Origin of the sequence: Bacillus sp. AF62 (assembly GCF_050312695.1) — a bacterium.
Lineage (GTDB): Bacteria > Bacillota > Bacilli > Bacillales > Bacillaceae_G > Bacillus_A > Bacillus_A cereus.
Genome location: NZ_JBNPJZ010000058.1, coordinates 346,915 through 362,734 on the forward strand (window position 1 = coordinate 346,915; position 15,820 = coordinate 362,734).

A 15,820-nucleotide genomic window follows, 5' to 3' on the forward strand; every position below is an offset into this window, starting at 1 on the left:
CAACTTTAGTATGAATATGTTAGCTCCAATTATTTTTTATTTCCGCTATAACAATTTCTGGTTTATCCCAGTGCAACATGTGTGTAGTATCAGGAATTACTTTTACTATACTGTCCGTATTCTCTTTAAAAACATTTGCTGTCTTATCTCTATAATCCGCCCAAACTTGTGGGACTGTAGCTCGAAGTAATACAATATTAGCCGGTAGCTTCTCATATATATCTATTGTTTCATCTTTATGCATACCTTATTATATTACTAGCTGTATTTCCCCTGGCATGCCACCATACTTTATTATCCATTTCGATCCCTAGATCCTTTACAGCAACTTCTAACAATGAAGACCACCTAGTATAAGCTGCTTTTTCACTTTTGAAAAATTCGTCCCAATTATTAAAAACGTATTCATCAAAGTCCTTTTCATAATAAGCAATTTCTTCTTCCAACGTTTCTTCTTTAAGCCTTTTTGTTTGATATCCACCATCAATAAGAATACTTCCTTGTACTTTTTCTGGATGATTTAACAAATAAAATAACGCTACAAAACTTCCCCATGAATGTGATAGAAAATAGAAGTATTCGATTCTCAATTCATTTATTATTTCATTTAACCAATTTGCTAAATTGTGCATCTCATAAACTTCTGTTCTTTCAAATGGGGGTGTTTTACCATGTCCAGGTGCATCAACGGAGATAAATCTATACTCTTCTTTTAATTCCTCAGCAATTTCTATAAAACTTAAACTCGTACTACCTAATCCATGTAAACAAAAGATAACGGGCTTCTCATTATTCCCCCATTCAGTAATATGTACATTTATTTTTTCATTGCTAATATAGTAACGTTTCAAAACATTTATCCTCCATATTTTGATTTTTTAATTTAAACTTTATTTATTTCTATTATTTTCAAGTATTTCCTGTATTCTTTTCCACACAAAAAGCTGCTTTTCTTTAAATGAAAAGCAGCTTTTACACTAAAATACATTATAATTTAACAGCAATAATCATAAATCTTTTTGAATTAGTACGAATCCCTTTTTCAGAACTATACGTATCAATGAACTTTTGTAAAATAGTAAAATCCTCTTCCTGTTCTCCGAATCTAGGAATAATAGGGGTATGTTTTAATAAGAAAATGAGATCTTCAGACCTACTGTAATAATCGGTAACATCATATTCACGTACTTGCACGAGATCAAATCCTGCACTAATAAGTTCATTCATATACTTTTCTTTTAAAGTACCATCCCGTTCACCTAAGCATTGTCCTCTACCAAATGCTTCTTTCAGGTTTAATTTATCATTCTCACTTACTTGTTGTGTTAAGAAAAAGGCACCCTTTTTCATTACTTTCGCTAACTCAGATGCCAGAAACGGGGCATGACAACTTGAAGCAATATCAAAATGTGCATGTGGAAATGTTAAAGCTTCAGAACCCATTTGAAGAAACTCAACATTTTGTACACCTGATTTTTTCAAGTTAGAATGTGCCGTTGCAATCATGCCGTTAGAATTATCAATTCCAATCAACAATTTAGCTGATGATGCTATGTTAAGTACATTTTCTCCTCCGCCTGTACCAACATCAAGTAAAATATGTGATGGTTTACACCTTTCTTTTACCTCACTATAAAAGTCCCATGTATCTCCTACAGTTTCACATTTTATTTTGCTAAAATCCCATCCATTTAATCTTCCTACTTTATCATAGAAGCTTTTATACTCTAATTCGTTCATCTTATTACTTCCCCTTTGTAAAAATAAATTAAATATGTATAATAACCTACGACACTCCTTAATTATATATTATAAAATACAAATTATTAAAACAATATTTCCCTTCACACTACAATAAGTTTACATAACATTTTTATGGTTTATCTTTATCTATATATTCTAAATGCCCTCTTCCCCAACTACACATACTATCCAAAACAGTACTGACTGTTTTTCCATGTTCAGTTAAGCTATATTCTACTTTAGGTGGTATTTCTTGATAAATTTCGCGTTTTATTAGTTGATCTTGCTCTAATTCACGTAATTGCTTCGCTAACGTCCCTTGAGATATATCAGGTATCAATCGCTTTAATTCACCAAAACGTTTCATTCCATCTGTTAGCAAAATAAACAAAATGAGTGACTTCCATTTCCCACCGATTATTTGTAATGTTGCTATTACCCCTTTTAACTTCGGTTCTTGTAAATCCATTTTTCTCACCTCTCCTCAGATATCATAAAGTGAAACTTTAATCCGTGAGGGTTTTGTTCATCCCACACTGATTATTAGTTGAACCAATCGGGCTTTTACAGGCAGTTGATCTCTCACCTAACTTCCTTGCATTTTCCTAACTTTGAGGTGAGAGTTTTACTGCCCGTTAATGGGGGATAAACCATATTTAGAAATTTTTCCCATTACTTATCCGCATGTATAGCAATTAGTACGAAATTTGCGACTATGTACATATAAAGTGCGTACTTTTCACTTGCTCCCTTTTAGCGAATAATAAAAGCATAGCACAGTTAGTTATATTCTAAATTTTTTATTAAAGGAGTGGCTAAAATATGTCTATTACTACATTAGAAAATAGCCGTATTGTTATCATTGGCGGGAGTTCTGGTATTGGATTAGCAACAGCAACACAAGCAATTAAACAAGGCGCACATGTTATTATTGCCGGACGCTCGGAAGAAAAATTAAAAGTTGCTCGAGAAGTAATAAATAACAATCATCTTCAAACTTATATATTGGATAATCAAAATAAAGAGCAATTACAAAATTTTTTCAAGACAGTTGGGAACTTTGATCATTTATTCACACCGGGAGCCTCTTACACACTTGGACCGATTACCTCTACAGAGGAAATTGCTGAAAGTAGCTTCATCGGAAAGTTTTGGCCTCAATATTATGCCGTAAAATATGCAATTCCTTTTCTTTCAAACTCTGGATCGATTGTGTTAATGTCTGGTGCATTTAGTCAAAGACCACTTAAAGGGGCACCTGCTTATGGAGCTTGCAATGGTGCTATTGAAAGTTTAGGGAAAGCTTTAGCTGTTGAATTAGCTCCTATAAGAGTTAATGTTGTTTCTCCTGGAACGATACAAAGAGAGAATGAACAAAACGAAAATAGACTAGCTGCTTATGAATCTTATAAATCTCTTTCTCTTGTAAAAAGGCCTGGCCATAATAATGAAATTGCACATACTGTTCTATATTTAATGCAAAATAGTTTTACTACGGGTAATGTATTATTTCCAGATGGAGGGTACACATATCATTAATTATTAAAAATTTAATGCCTCCTTGTATTAACTAGTATTAAGGAGGCTATTATTAACTAAAAAAGGGATATATTAATGTAGGATCTTCTTTCAAAAGTTCTGCTAACAACAATAATTGTGGAAAAAGTCATAAGATTAACTCTTTATCCAGCAACCCCTTTTGTTCTCGAATCATTCCGCCTCCTCGCATAAAAACCGCCCTAATTTCTATTCCCTACAATTTTATATAAAATCAATATTATAAAGTAGGATTCAACAACTTCTTACAGAATTCTATATTTAATACGTATTGGAAGGCTTATTTTAAAATTCCTCTTTACTAAAGGTGGTTCATACAATTGTGAAATTTGTACAAGAACGAAGATTAACTGTCGAGACAATTTTTTCAAAAGAATACAAGATTTTTATTTTTGGTTTACTCATTTCACGAATCGGGGATTCACTATATACTTTTGCACTGCCTTGGATTGCCTATCAATTAACTGGTTCAGCTGTAATTATGAGTTCTTTATTTGCTGTTAACGTATTGCCAATCGTTTTATTTGGCCCTTTAGTTGGTGTACTAGTTGATCGATATGATCGAAAAAAGTTACTTTTGATATCAGATATTACCAATATTATTTTAGTAAGTCTCATACCAATTCTACATGCATTACATCTATTAGAAGTCTGGCATTTATACGTAATTACTTTTATCTTAGCAGTTATGTCCATGCTTTTTGATGTAACAACTGTTACAGTCATTCCACACATCGCAGGTGCATCATTAACGAAGGCTAATTCTTTATATCAAATGGCTAGTTTGTTTGGTCCAATCATAGCTGGGCTTTTCATATCTTTTATTGGTGGCTTTCAAGTACTTTGGATTAATGTTCTTTCATTTATTGCTACATTAATTGCTGTGATTATATTACCTTCTATGAAAAACTTAAATAAAAAGAATACTGATAAAAATACATTGCAAAATGTACTAAATGATTTGTTTGATGGATTTAAATGGCTCAAAAATGATCGGTTAAATATAGCTTTGTCACTTCAAGCAATGGTAGGTAACTTTGGAGCAAGTGCTGTTTTAGGTATACTTATGTATTATTTATTGTCGACATTAAATCTTACCTCCGCACAAAGTGGCTATAATTATACTTTAATAGGAATAGGTGGGCTTTTAGGAAGCTTAATTGCCGTTCCTTTAGAAAAGAAATTTCGACGTGGTGTACTTATTCCTTTACTCCTATTTTTGGGAGCGCTTGGGTTAACATTTGCTTTGTGGAGTACATATTGGCTTGCTCCCGGAATTGCTTTCGGAATCGCGATGACATGTAATATCACATGGAATACGATTGTTACATCAATTCGGCAGGAAACTGTTCCATCCAATTTGCAAGGACGTGTTTTAGGTTTTTCTCGTGTACTTACACGATTATCTATGCCATTGGGGGCATTAGTAGGTGGAATTATTTCAGCCTACAATCCTGTATTTATATTTGCTTTAGCTGCTTTTACTAAAATAATTGAAGTCTTTATTGCCTTATATAGTCCGATACGAAAATTGTAAAGAGGAAAAATTATATATTTTGAGATATTAATAAAATAAAAAAGGCATAAAACATGCCTTTTTTTATTACTTATTTGTTTATTGGATAACAAACTTCTGTAACCCACTTATTAGGATCGGATTCCATCGCTGGGCTCACATGATAAATATTAAACATCGGGCCTGCTAATTTGTAACCCTCTGTCTCAATCCATTTTGCTGCAGCCTCATTTACAGCTGTCATCTGTTCATAACTTCCATTAACTGTTATAGAAGCTACATTAGTTGATTTCATATTTTTAAATGTAACGTCTTTTGTATTTTCGTGCTTACCTAGAATACTTAGCTGTATTTCTATATCTACATCATTTTCTTTGTATTCACGATCATGGAAAACCGCAATACTATAACTCGGTTGGGCAATACTAATATTTTTCATTTGAATTTCTTGCATTAATACACTCCATAAATCACCTTCGCAATTATACGATGGAATAACCTTTCTAACACTAGCTACAGTTCTTTCTGGAATTTCTTTTATTGAAACATGATAATTCATCTCAACAACATCCTCTCTCATCGTTTTCATTGAGTCTTCGAGAAGACGTAATTGTTTTTGGAGGTTATTCATGTCTTCTTTAATTTGAGCACTACGATTTAAAAATTGCTCTTTTATGGTGTCTATATTATCGCATTCTATTATTTCTTTGATGGTAGCAATATTAAACCCCATAGCTTTTAATGTTTGAATTTGATTTACTTTTTTTAATTGGTCAGCTGAATAAAATCGATATCCACTCTGCTCATCGACTTTTACTGGTTGTAATAATTCCACTTTATCGTAGTGTCTCAACATACGTATACTAATGGAAGATAGTTTCGAAAAATCCCCTATTTTAAACATGATTTCCTCCTATAAGTTACATCTACTTTGAAGCTCAACTTCATCATAAACAATGACATTATGTGAGGGTCAACTATTTTTAATGGTTTAAATAACAATTTAACATGTTATATTTACATAATTAAAACCCTACTGTTTTTATGACTACTGCAATTAACAATCCACTAGTTATTTTTCTCAAGACATTCATAAACCGCCATCATATCTCGTTTATTCAACTCACGTATGCGATTAAAAATTGGTATTTGTCCAACAGCTTCTGTTAATAAGCTTTCATTCACAACATCACTTACTTTTCCAGTAAACCACGTTTGTACATCCACGCCCTCGACAACTTCTTTTAACCCTTCGTCATTAATACCACTTGCATTACAAGTTACACATGGAATTGTTAGTTTAAAGACACCATCATGTAGATTATCTTCGGTTATCACTTTCTTACCTTTACAAAATGGACATGGATTACTTTTTTTAATTTTATTAATTTGGGTAACTAATTTTTTGTATCCAAATGCTTCATATACATACGTAAGTTTTTTATATTTACCATTTGTGAAATACTTATCTATAATGGTTTCTCTCGTTTCATAAACATTAGGGAAATCACAAACAGTTACCTGATTATTAACACTAATGGATTCGATATTTCCTTTTATTTCGCCCCAGAATGGTAAGACATTTTGTAACACCATTTCATAGTTTGAAAAGCTTGCTTGTTCTAATTCGAACATTTTCAATGCAACTTGTGCTTTTCTTGGCAATAAAGAAGCATCTTCCGTCAATACCATATCGCCACCAACAATAGACTTCAATTTAACAAGTGCCGGTAAATCACCAACTGTTTTCAATACTTTATTAATAGGCTGATTGATTATTTCACGAATATCTATATTACCAAATTTAAGTGGTTTATGATGATTTAAAACCGTCCCCTCACAAATTGGACATTTCATCATTTTTTTTGAACTCTTAATTTCTTCTTTAATAGGTGCTTTTGAAATAACAATATATCCACCAATAATTGTATTAAATCCTACCCATGTTCTGCGTGTCTTTCCTTTTTTATCATAAAATGATTTTTCAAAATATCCGTACCAAAACGTATGCTTTTCTTCTTCTGACATATCATTATAGCTCTTTGACAAATCGTGACCAATCTCATTTTTTATTTCTTCGAATAGAAATTCTATTTTTTCATGCTGATAAAATTTTAATACCTTCATGATTTCTGGATCGAATAGCCCATCCCAAAATGGAACACTTTTATCTTGAATGGCAATATCTTTATCAAAAACTTCAATTTGAAGACGTCCAGAACAAGATGGACAATGATTGTCCTGTGAATAGAAATCAAAACTTCTCGTATCTTTATTAATTGGATGAGCAGCTACAATATGATTAATTAATCCACCAATCTCATATAAGAAACTATATTGACTATATAAATGTCTTTCAAGATCAATAGCAATAACAGATGCGATTGTATTAGATTCATATTCACCATAAATTAACCTAGCCATTGATGATAAACTTTTTAAAATACCGCCCTTATAAATATTTTCGGCATTTTTAAAATAGTTAATATGATTTTCTTCTAAATAGTGAACCCCTTTTTTCTGCTTAAGCATTGAAGAGATGTGTATTTTCTCTGTTCTATTCACATTACTTTTTTGACGATAGTAATCCTCATGATTGACAACATCCAAATGCTCTATAGATTCATTCTGCCTTTTTCCAAAATCAACTATATAATCAGAACTTTCTAACATGTAACGATTATGCTCAATCATAATGATCGAAACTGATTCATCTTGCAGAATACCTCTAATACTATCGATAAATTGATTTAAAATATTTTGTGATAAACCTTTTGAAGGCTCATCAAAAATAAATAATGTATGTGGATTTCTAGTGTTTGCAAATAATTCCGAAACTAAATGAACACATTGAAACTCACCTGTCGATAATGTTTGTGTTTTTCTCTCTAATGTTAAATAGCCAAGCCCTAATTTAATTAGTAGACTCAAACGTTTATAAGCGATATCTTCATTTGGAAGTTCATCAATAATATCCTCAATCGAGCGCTCAAAAATATCATCAATGTCTTCACTATACTTTGTGAGTTTCTTTTTAATATCTAGGAAAGTTGCTACAGTTGATCGACTTGTAATCGATTGATTTCGGTCTTGTCCTACCATAACTAATTTATCTTTTGGATATCGTTTCAAAAAATCTGTAGCTAGACATTCATTGACAAGTGTAGATTTCCCACATCCCGATTCTCCTGTAACTGTTACAAGCCTGTTTTTAGGAATTTGAAACTCAGCCATTTGGATATTACGGCAATATAAATCATAGAATGTATAATATTCTGTTGGTATTTCTTTATTTCGATCCCACAGTATTGACTTTGGTCTTGGTGATTCTTTCACAATTTTCCCGCCATATTTTCCGCTACCAGGTCCAAAGAACAATTGCTCATCAGTTGTATCTAGTACCGTATCTGAATGATCAATAAGCCAAATTTGATTTTTACACCCTAGTCGTTTAATCTCTTCTAAAATTTGTAATAAAGTTTCATGATCAAGTCCAACTGAAATCTCATCAATAATAATTACAGCATTTTCACTTACTGCCATGAATTCAGCCAAATAAAGTCGTGTTAACTCTCCACCTGACAACGTACCCATAATTCGATTTAATGTTAAATAACCAATGTTCATATTAATAATATTTTGCAGTATATGCTGTTTTTCTTCACTAATATTTAATTCTTTTGCTAGTGAAAGAATAGATTCAACACTTAAATCATTAATATTTGAGATTGAATGTGGCTTGTCCAACAAATCAATTTCATACTGTTCAATTTCTTCACTATAACGTTTTCCCTTACATTTTTTACACTCAACATTTTTTGTAGTACCACGGCCTTTACAACTAGTACACCAGCCTAATTGATTATTAAATGAAAAGACCTCTGGAGAAAGATTAAATACTTCAGCAAGTTTTTCCCGAACCGCTGTAAAAACACCAGTATGAGTACCAATCGTTGAACGCGGATTAGACGAAATCGATGATTTTCCTAGAAAAAGTACTAAAGGCATTTCTTCCATCTTAATAGCACTAAAATTTGTTTCCATAATGTTAGGAAATAAATATTGATATTCAGCCTTTGGCAATAAAGAAACTAATCGTTTTTTTGACTCTTCACCAATTGTTTGGCAAAAAGTTGTTTTACCCGATCCAGATAACCCAGCAATTCCAAATGATTTATTAAACGGTATAGTTGCATCTAATTGATTTATGTTATTAGCAATTAATTGATTTACTTTCATATTAACCTCTATCCTTATTTATTCACAAAAGCATTTTTATAATATAATAATCATATAATAAATATCACCCATTACACAATTATCCTCTCACTTCATGAATCTTACCTTGTATATTTCAAACCATTGTTGCCATTCATCTTTAGAAAATTCTTTCTCTTCTCCCTCTAAAACGGAAGAAAAAAGATTTAAACAAACATGCCAACCAGCTATATCTCTCGGTGTATGATCTGTTAATTCATGAATGTATTCTTTAAGAAGTAAAAGAGTACCATTTTCCTCTTTATGTATTTCAAATCGGACACGATCTTTATCCTAAGTAAATTCAAGTACTGAGTTTAATTGACACTCTAAAATATCAATGTTTATGAATGAACCGTCCATCATGTCGAACTTTATTATTCCACCCGTATTAAGGCTCTCAATCTGTAAATTGGACATCCATTTTTTCAGCTTACTGTTTTCTGTTAATACAGACCAAACTTCTTCTGCCGTATATGGAAATTGGCGTTCAAATTTTACAATATATCCATCAGTTAGTTTCCTAATTTCAGCTATCATTTTGATTGCCTCCTTATATAGAATATATGTTCTCATTCCATTTTACACGAATATAAATATAAAATAAATATTTATGTCAACGAAGTGTTAATTTAAAGTGAATGGTGCTGAGAAAAACTTAAATATTTTCTAAATCGAGTTATATAATATTGAAAATTAAATATAGATTTACGTACAAATAAAAAAGCCGCATTTGCGACTTATGAAATCATAGGATTAACTCCTTTTTTTGTTGAATGATTAGCGCTTAATCGCATCGACAATTAGCGATGGAAAACCAAGTTTATCGCCTTTATTTCTAGAATCATACCTTTTCGAACGGAAAATAACACCGTCGTTTGCATCCCATTCGTTGTAATAAAACCGACCATTTTCGTCACAATATTCAAGTAAAACTACCTCGAATCCAGCAGTTTCAAACATTTTCGTTAATGTTGTATAATTATGAACGATTTTATGACTTGCTGCTGGATGATCTTTCGGACCGGGGCCCCCTATTTGAACTATATTTTGATATGCCTCATCCTGAAAGAATGCATCAGGGACTCCGCACCGAATATGACCAGATGGTTTTAAAAATTCATAACAAATTTCAGCTGCTCTTACACCTTCTTCAAAAGTAAGGTGTTCCCATACATGCTCAGCTAAAATAGCTGAAATAGAGTTGTATTCAAATCTTTTTTCCCACGTAGCTTTATCTAGTAAGTTAAGTTCATCTTCTTGCGTTTGAATCCAACCTGGATTATTATTAAACACTCCAGCTCCGACAACTACTTTAATTTCGTCTTGTTTTATCGCCACCATGTTCACCTCTTAAATATTTTAATTCATTAATATATTCTATGTTTACTATTATCCTTCCTCCTTCAACAAATTTAGTAACATGAGTCCAGTACAATACCGAACTCATGTCCTAAAAACTCTCTAACGCAACGATCTGTCTAACTCTATAAAATTAGTTCATAATATACGATTTTTCTTACAGAAATATAGCACAGCAAACATTAGCATAATACCAATTACGTAAAAAATTGTTGTTCCGCTCCCACCAGTATTAGGAATTACCCAATTATTCTTCGTATTTTTCACTGTTATTTTTTGTGTCTTTACTGCTTCTGTAATTTCTATTTCTATTGGATCTCTAAGTAACGTGTATCCGTTCGGTGCTTTCATTTCTTTAATCGTATACTTTCCAATTGCTAATTGGTTGGAAATTACCTTTCCTTTTTCATCCGTTATTAATCTACTACCTTCTTTCCCTTCTTTATCTAACACTTGAAATACAGCGCCTTTTAGCTTTAATTCACTATCCTTATCATCAACTTTTTCAATTTCAAATTGCCCAGTCGGATCTGGCAATTTCTTATTTCCTATTTTAATTTCTACTACTGTATCTTTTTCTATTTTTACAGCTATTTTATCTTTTAATAATTCATAACCTTTAGGCGCTTCTATTTCCACTACGATATATTTTCCTATTGGTAAGTCTTTTGATATTACTTCTCCTTCTTCATTTGTTACTAGTTCTCCAACTATTTTTCCTTTTGAATCTTCAATTTTAAACTTTGCTCCTGCTAGCTTTTTATTTTTATCACTTATGTCTACTTTCACAAGCTTCATTTTCCCCATTGGATCTGGCAATTTCTTATTTCCTATTTTAATTTCTACTACTGCATCTTTTTCTATTTTTACAGTTATTTTTTCTTTTAATAATTCGTAACCTTTAGGTGCTTCTACTTCCACTAAGGTATAGTTTCCTATTGGTAAGTCCTTTGATATCATTTCTCCTTTTTCATCTGTTATTAACTCTCCAACTACTTTTCCTTTTGAATCTTCTATATGAAACTTTGCTCCCACCAATTTTTTATTATCATTATTACTATCAACTTTTTTTATTTTTACTTTTCCAGTACTAGGCTTGTTCCAATGTTGCCAGTTAAATTTAAAATTGTGAAATTCAAATCCACCAGTTTGTTGTACCGCGCCGACAAATGCTTGTCCATTAATCGAGCCGCCTTTTGTTTCTAATACAGCATTTGGGGCAAACACACTCCCAACGACACCATATCCCTCTGTTGTAATTTTTTTCGCATTTGGAAAAACCCAAATCACTTTCCCGTATAGCTCAGTAAACGGGGAATTAGGAGAATATGGTTGTGATGTAGGAACTATATCTGTAGCCCTTCCAATATTGTTCGTGTCATATAGAATAGACCCATTTTTAAATGTAACCTCTGTTACATCCGAATACATAACAATAAAATCTTTGTCCTTAGCATTTGGTAAAAATACATCTCTTATATCTAAATTAATTTCCCCTGTCAATTCTGATGAAACATAAATATTAGGATTGTTTATATCTTTTCCGATTCCATGACTCATATTTGGAATTGGGGTATTCGTTTTATATTGACCTGCATTTTTACTGACTTGGTTCACTATATTGCGAAATTCATTAAATTTCGCGTCAATTTCTAGTTTTTCTTTATAAACGATACGATCATAAGAGGATTGTATGATGCGATCTGGATCACTCTCTTTTGTCATTACGACTATTCCGTTTTGAATGATAAAAGATTCTTCTCTTGATTTCTTAAATTTTCCAGACAATAACAAGGACGGATATCCCTCATCAACCCATTTTTCACCTACTATATTAGATGTTCCCGCTGCAGCACCTACAATCGTATACCCCGATGCATCCATATCACCTTGAACTGCAATTGCTCCTTCAATGTCGCCACCTATTGCTTTATGGTTACCAAAGACAACAGCATTATAACGCGATATATCACCTAGACCTTCTAAGTTTGTCGTGGATCCATATGCTTCTTTTGGTACATATACGACAAAACTTACACTTAACATTAACAAAACAATAAAATGAATACTTACCAGCTTTAATCGTAGCCTCAATTCCTTTGTTCCCACCTTTATCGTATTTTTTCTATAGTCGAATAAAATGACATATTCATCAATGAGAATTTACTTCATCTTTTATATACTTTATATACTTTCTTTACTTATCTCTGAATTTCCGGTCCCACTTCCCATTAATGCAGGATAAATAAATACATTCTATCGAGTTAACCTTTTCTTATAAATTACGACTAGAAACACACATAACAATAGGATTGGAACTATTACAGTCCACTTATTAAATATAAATATCTCTGTACTCACTTTTTGTTTTTCTTTCTCGTTTAACTCCACACGCACACCTCGAACTAGCAATCTATTGGTGTTTACTCCATAAGGCGTACACGTAATTAAAGTTGTATAATCTTTATTTTCTACAATTTGTAGATCGTCCGTTTCGTGTGGTAACACTACTTTAATTTGATCTACTTTATAAGCAAGAACTTTGTCTAAAGAATGAATATAAAAGAGATCTCCTTCGCTCAACTTATCTAAATCTGTAAATAATTTTGCTGATGGTAAACCACGATGACCTGTTAAAATAGTGTGCGTATTTTCTCCACCTATCGGGAGCGAAGAAAAATCTAAATGACCTATCCCACGGCTCAATACTTCCTCAGATGTCCCTTGATAGATTGGCAGTTTTATATTAATTTTCGATATTTCAATATACCCCATTACATCTCCTAAATTTAACGCATCAGCATATGCTTGATGATTACTTTTTTTTTCAGAATATGGATCAGTAAATGTTTTCGTGGAAGTGTGAACTTGTTTATTATATTCGGCTGCTTCTTTTTCCCTACGTTCGACTTCTTTCTTTTGTAGCGCTTTGATCTTCTTATCGTAAGAGCTAATCTCAGAATAATGTGCACGAGTCGCCAACCAATTACTAATAGTAGGATATAAAAAAACACCTAATCCAAATAAAAAAATACCTCCCAAAACAAGATTTCGTTTCATATTTCCACCTCTGTATATGCTTAAATATCGAAAAGAGGGAAGCATTTTGCTTCTCCCCTTTTCCCATAGTTACATGTTCCTAAAATCTTAATTATTAGCAAACTTTTTTCTAAAGAAAACAAATGCCGCTGTAACCATTAACGTAAGACCTATTACAGTAAAAAGAGTCGTTCCTATGCCACCCGTTACCGGAAGAACCCATCCACTTTTATTATTTTCAATCGTTAATTTAACCGTTTGATTATTTTCGCTAATCTTTACATCAATGGGATCTTTTAATAATTGATAAGAAGCTTTTGTACCATCTTCTTTTGTATATGTTGGAGCTTTCGTTTCGAAAATTTGATAGTCTCCATATGGAATGTTAGACCATTTAATAACACCATTTTCATCTGATACACCTGTTACTTCTTTTCCTGCTACAACAACTATTTTTCCATTTTTATCTTTAAGTACAAACTCTGCACCTTTTAATTTATTCTTATTAGCAACATCAATTTTTGTTAACTCAATTATTCCAGTTGTTGGAACAACAACTACAGGTTTAGATTCCTTTTCTCCAATTACATCATTTTTATTTGTAAAATCAATTTTTGCTGTATTTAAAATTTCCGAACCAGATGGTACTCCTTCTTTTACTTGAGATTTAATTTGCAAATGAAATTCTTTTTTACCATCTAATTTTGTGAAATCTTTTACTGTAGCTGTTACTTTTTGACCTTCTATAGCTACCTCTACAATGCTTGTATTTACTTCTGCTCCATCAATTTTCACGATTGGCTTTCCTTGAATCACTAAACGATTATCCAAAGTATCTGTTACCACATATTTTTTGTATTCCTTAATGTCTTCTGGAATTAATGTTTTAATATCATAATTATAATTAGTTAACGGATTGATTGGTAACGCTTCCAATTTTCCGTTAATCTTTTTATCAATTGTTGGTTCTTCATAGTTTTTCACTTCTAATTTAACTACTGTACCAGAAGTAATAGTTCCATCTTCATTAATTGTTCCGGAGTTCTTAACAAAAAACTCACGTTTAGTTGGATCTATTACATAGCCTTTCGGAGCTTTTGTTTCTTGGAAATAGTATTCTCCATACTCCAATCCTTGCACGCGAATATGACCATTAGCATCTGTTGCTAACTCTTTTTTCACTTCTGTACCGTCTTTTTTAAATAAAGAGAATACTGCACCTGCTAATGCTTTTTCATTTACACCATTTTTTATTAAATCCACTGCACCACGTTTAATCTCATTTTTTGGATACATGTGAACATCATAGTTTAGCACCTTACCCTCTTTATTCATTAATGGAATATCCACTGTATACGTATTGGGATTTAGATTCACATGTGGAGGTCCTGCCACTTCTTTCACCTCATAACGTCCTAGCGGAAGATCTTTTAATACAGCTTGTCCGTTATCATCTGTTACTACTTGATTTGGAGTGGCTCCCATTACAGGTTTCACGTCTTCTTTTACGATTTTCCCATCGTTTGAAATTTTTTCAAAAGAAGCAACCCTTTTTACTTCAAACGTTACACCTTTTAATGGTTTCGCATCTTTTGGCACCTCTTGATTTGCAGAACCGTCACCTTCTAGTCCCTGCGCTCCATCTTTTTCTTGTTCATACTTATGAATCGTTAAAGTACCTTTAGATGGTGAATCCGCCTTTACTAATACACTAGACCATGTAGAAAATGTTAAGACAAACACTAAAAGCACACTAAATATTTTTTTCATTTCTCTTATCCCCTTTACTACTTCTATCATTTTAAAAATCTCTTTATTACTATTACCTTCTTAAAAGCAATAGTGTGCCAAGTATCAGATTTAAACGAATAACATAAAACATAGTCGTCCAACAATCCATTGTTTACAATCACTTATTCACTTTTCTTATCTTCTATTATTACGTTGTCTCTCCACATGATATATGTAATTTTCTCCCCTAAATTACACTTATATCCCTATTTCAAGAATCATTACATTTGTTACATAATAGCTTTCACTACTAATTTCGACTAGTCACTTATTGTCAATCTATTAACTTCTCACTTCCTATCCCTATTTAAAATCCAATCTTAATCATTTTTTAATACATATAAGTAATAACCAACAAATAAGTGTGACGAATCATATTTTACGCTACTGTCCAAAACTATTACCTGTATATTCAAATAATATGTGCTATTCATGTTAAATTATGGTATTATTCTTAGAAGTTTATAACTTTTATTTATATTTTTATTAATAAAGGTTTTCCGTTTCTACTTATGAAAAAAGGAATATATGTTTATTTAACTATTACGCATAACT

General features: G+C 32.0%; 10 protein-coding genes and 2 pseudogenes. 2 read left to right on the forward strand and 10 right to left on the reverse strand.

Annotated elements, in window-relative coordinates; translation table 11 throughout:
- Nucleotides 1-19: 19 nt before the first annotated feature.
- The 3 genes and pseudogenes from ACQRBL_RS13810 to ACQRBL_RS13820 all read right to left on the reverse strand — a co-directional run bounded on the left by ACQRBL_RS13810 (nt 20) and on the right by ACQRBL_RS13820 (nt 2,212).
- Nucleotides 20-851 (reverse strand): annotated as a pseudogene (locus tag ACQRBL_RS13810) (alpha/beta fold hydrolase).
- A 136-nt stretch (nt 852-987) separates the two neighbouring features.
- Nucleotides 988-1,740, reverse strand: coding sequence for a class I SAM-dependent methyltransferase (locus ACQRBL_RS13815; RefSeq protein WP_053564430.1), 753 nt, complete (start codon nt 1,738-1,740; stop codon nt 988-990).
- Between the two features lie 133 nt (nt 1,741-1,873).
- Nucleotides 1,874-2,212 carry a winged helix-turn-helix transcriptional regulator gene (locus ACQRBL_RS13820; RefSeq protein ID WP_000365537.1) on the reverse strand — a complete coding sequence of 113 codons (339 nt, stop codon included), beginning with the start codon at nt 2,210-2,212 and terminating at the stop codon, nt 1,874-1,876.
- A 353-nt stretch (nt 2,213-2,565) separates the two neighbouring features.
- Between ACQRBL_RS13820 and ACQRBL_RS13825 the strand changes: the two genes are divergently transcribed.
- Together ACQRBL_RS13825 and ACQRBL_RS13830 are read left to right on the forward strand one after the other, a co-directional pair.
- Complete coding sequence (locus ACQRBL_RS13825) at nt 2,566-3,282, forward strand: SDR family oxidoreductase (protein WP_043937915.1); 717 nt, start codon at nt 2,566-2,568, stop codon at nt 3,280-3,282.
- A gap of 340 nt (nt 3,283-3,622) precedes the next feature.
- Entirely contained in the window at nt 3,623-4,837 is a 1,215-nt protein-coding gene (locus ACQRBL_RS13830) for an MFS transporter (RefSeq protein WP_411995504.1), read from the forward strand.
- Nucleotides 4,838-4,907: 70 nt separating this feature from the next.
- Here the strand turns inward: ACQRBL_RS13830 and ACQRBL_RS13835 are convergent, their stop codons facing one another.
- From ACQRBL_RS13835 to ACQRBL_RS13865, 7 genes and pseudogenes are all read right to left on the reverse strand, one after another.
- Entirely contained in the window at nt 4,908-5,720 is an 813-nt protein-coding gene (locus ACQRBL_RS13835) for a MerR family transcriptional regulator (protein WP_097961651.1), read from the reverse strand.
- 164 nt (nt 5,721-5,884) lie between these two features.
- The gene (locus ACQRBL_RS13840; RefSeq protein ID WP_411995503.1) at nt 5,885-9,055 is read right to left on the reverse strand and encodes an ATP-binding cassette domain-containing protein; all 3,171 of its coding nucleotides are present in this window, start codon (nt 9,053-9,055) and stop codon (nt 5,885-5,887) included.
- Nucleotides 9,056-9,134: 79 nt separating this feature from the next.
- Nucleotides 9,135-9,613, reverse strand: a pseudogene (locus ACQRBL_RS13845) (SRPBCC family protein).
- 240 nt (nt 9,614-9,853) lie between these two features.
- A complete protein-coding gene (locus ACQRBL_RS13850) occupies nt 9,854-10,417 on the reverse strand; it encodes a class I SAM-dependent methyltransferase (RefSeq protein WP_140157204.1) in 564 nt (187 codons plus the stop codon).
- Between the two features lie 156 nt (nt 10,418-10,573).
- Nucleotides 10,574-12,529 (reverse strand): SpaA isopeptide-forming pilin-related protein, encoded by a 1,956-nt coding sequence (locus tag ACQRBL_RS13855; RefSeq protein ID WP_427734732.1) that lies wholly within the window; start codon nt 12,527-12,529, stop codon nt 10,574-10,576.
- 162 nt (nt 12,530-12,691) lie between these two features.
- Nucleotides 12,692-13,495, reverse strand: a complete 804-nt coding sequence (locus ACQRBL_RS13860; protein WP_098564069.1) for a class C sortase — start codon at nt 13,493-13,495, stop codon at nt 12,692-12,694.
- Nucleotides 13,496-13,582: 87 nt separating this feature from the next.
- On the reverse strand, nt 13,583-15,244 hold the full coding sequence (locus ACQRBL_RS13865; RefSeq protein WP_411995501.1) for a SpaA isopeptide-forming pilin-related protein: 1,662 nt from the start codon (nt 15,242-15,244) through the stop codon (nt 13,583-13,585).
- Between the last annotated feature and the right edge of the window lie 576 nt (nt 15,245-15,820).

Coding starts and splice junctions, on each gene's coding strand:
- ACQRBL_RS13815 (WP_053564430.1), bottom strand. CDS start 1,740: ATGAACGAATTAGAGTATAAAAGCTTCTATGATAAAGTAGGAAGATTA.
- ACQRBL_RS13820 (WP_000365537.1), bottom strand. CDS start 2,212: ATGGATTTACAAGAACCGAAGTTAAAAGGGGTAATAGCAACATTACAA.
- ACQRBL_RS13825 (WP_043937915.1), top strand. CDS start 2,566: ATGTCTATTACTACATTAGAAAATAGCCGTATTGTTATCATTGGCGGG.
- ACQRBL_RS13835 (WP_097961651.1), bottom strand. CDS start 5,720: ATGTTTAAAATAGGGGATTTTTCGAAACTATCTTCCATTAGTATACGT.
- ACQRBL_RS13840 (WP_411995503.1), bottom strand. CDS start 9,055: ATGAAAGTAAATCAATTAATTGCTAATAACATAAATCAATTAGATGCA.
- ACQRBL_RS13850 (WP_140157204.1), bottom strand. CDS start 10,417: ATGGTGGCGATAAAACAAGACGAAATTAAAGTAGTTGTCGGAGCTGGA.
- ACQRBL_RS13860 (WP_098564069.1), bottom strand. CDS start 13,495: ATGAAACGAAATCTTGTTTTGGGAGGTATTTTTTTATTTGGATTAGGT.
- ACQRBL_RS13865 (WP_411995501.1), bottom strand. CDS start 15,244: ATGAAAAAAATATTTAGTGTGCTTTTAGTGTTTGTCTTAACATTTTCT.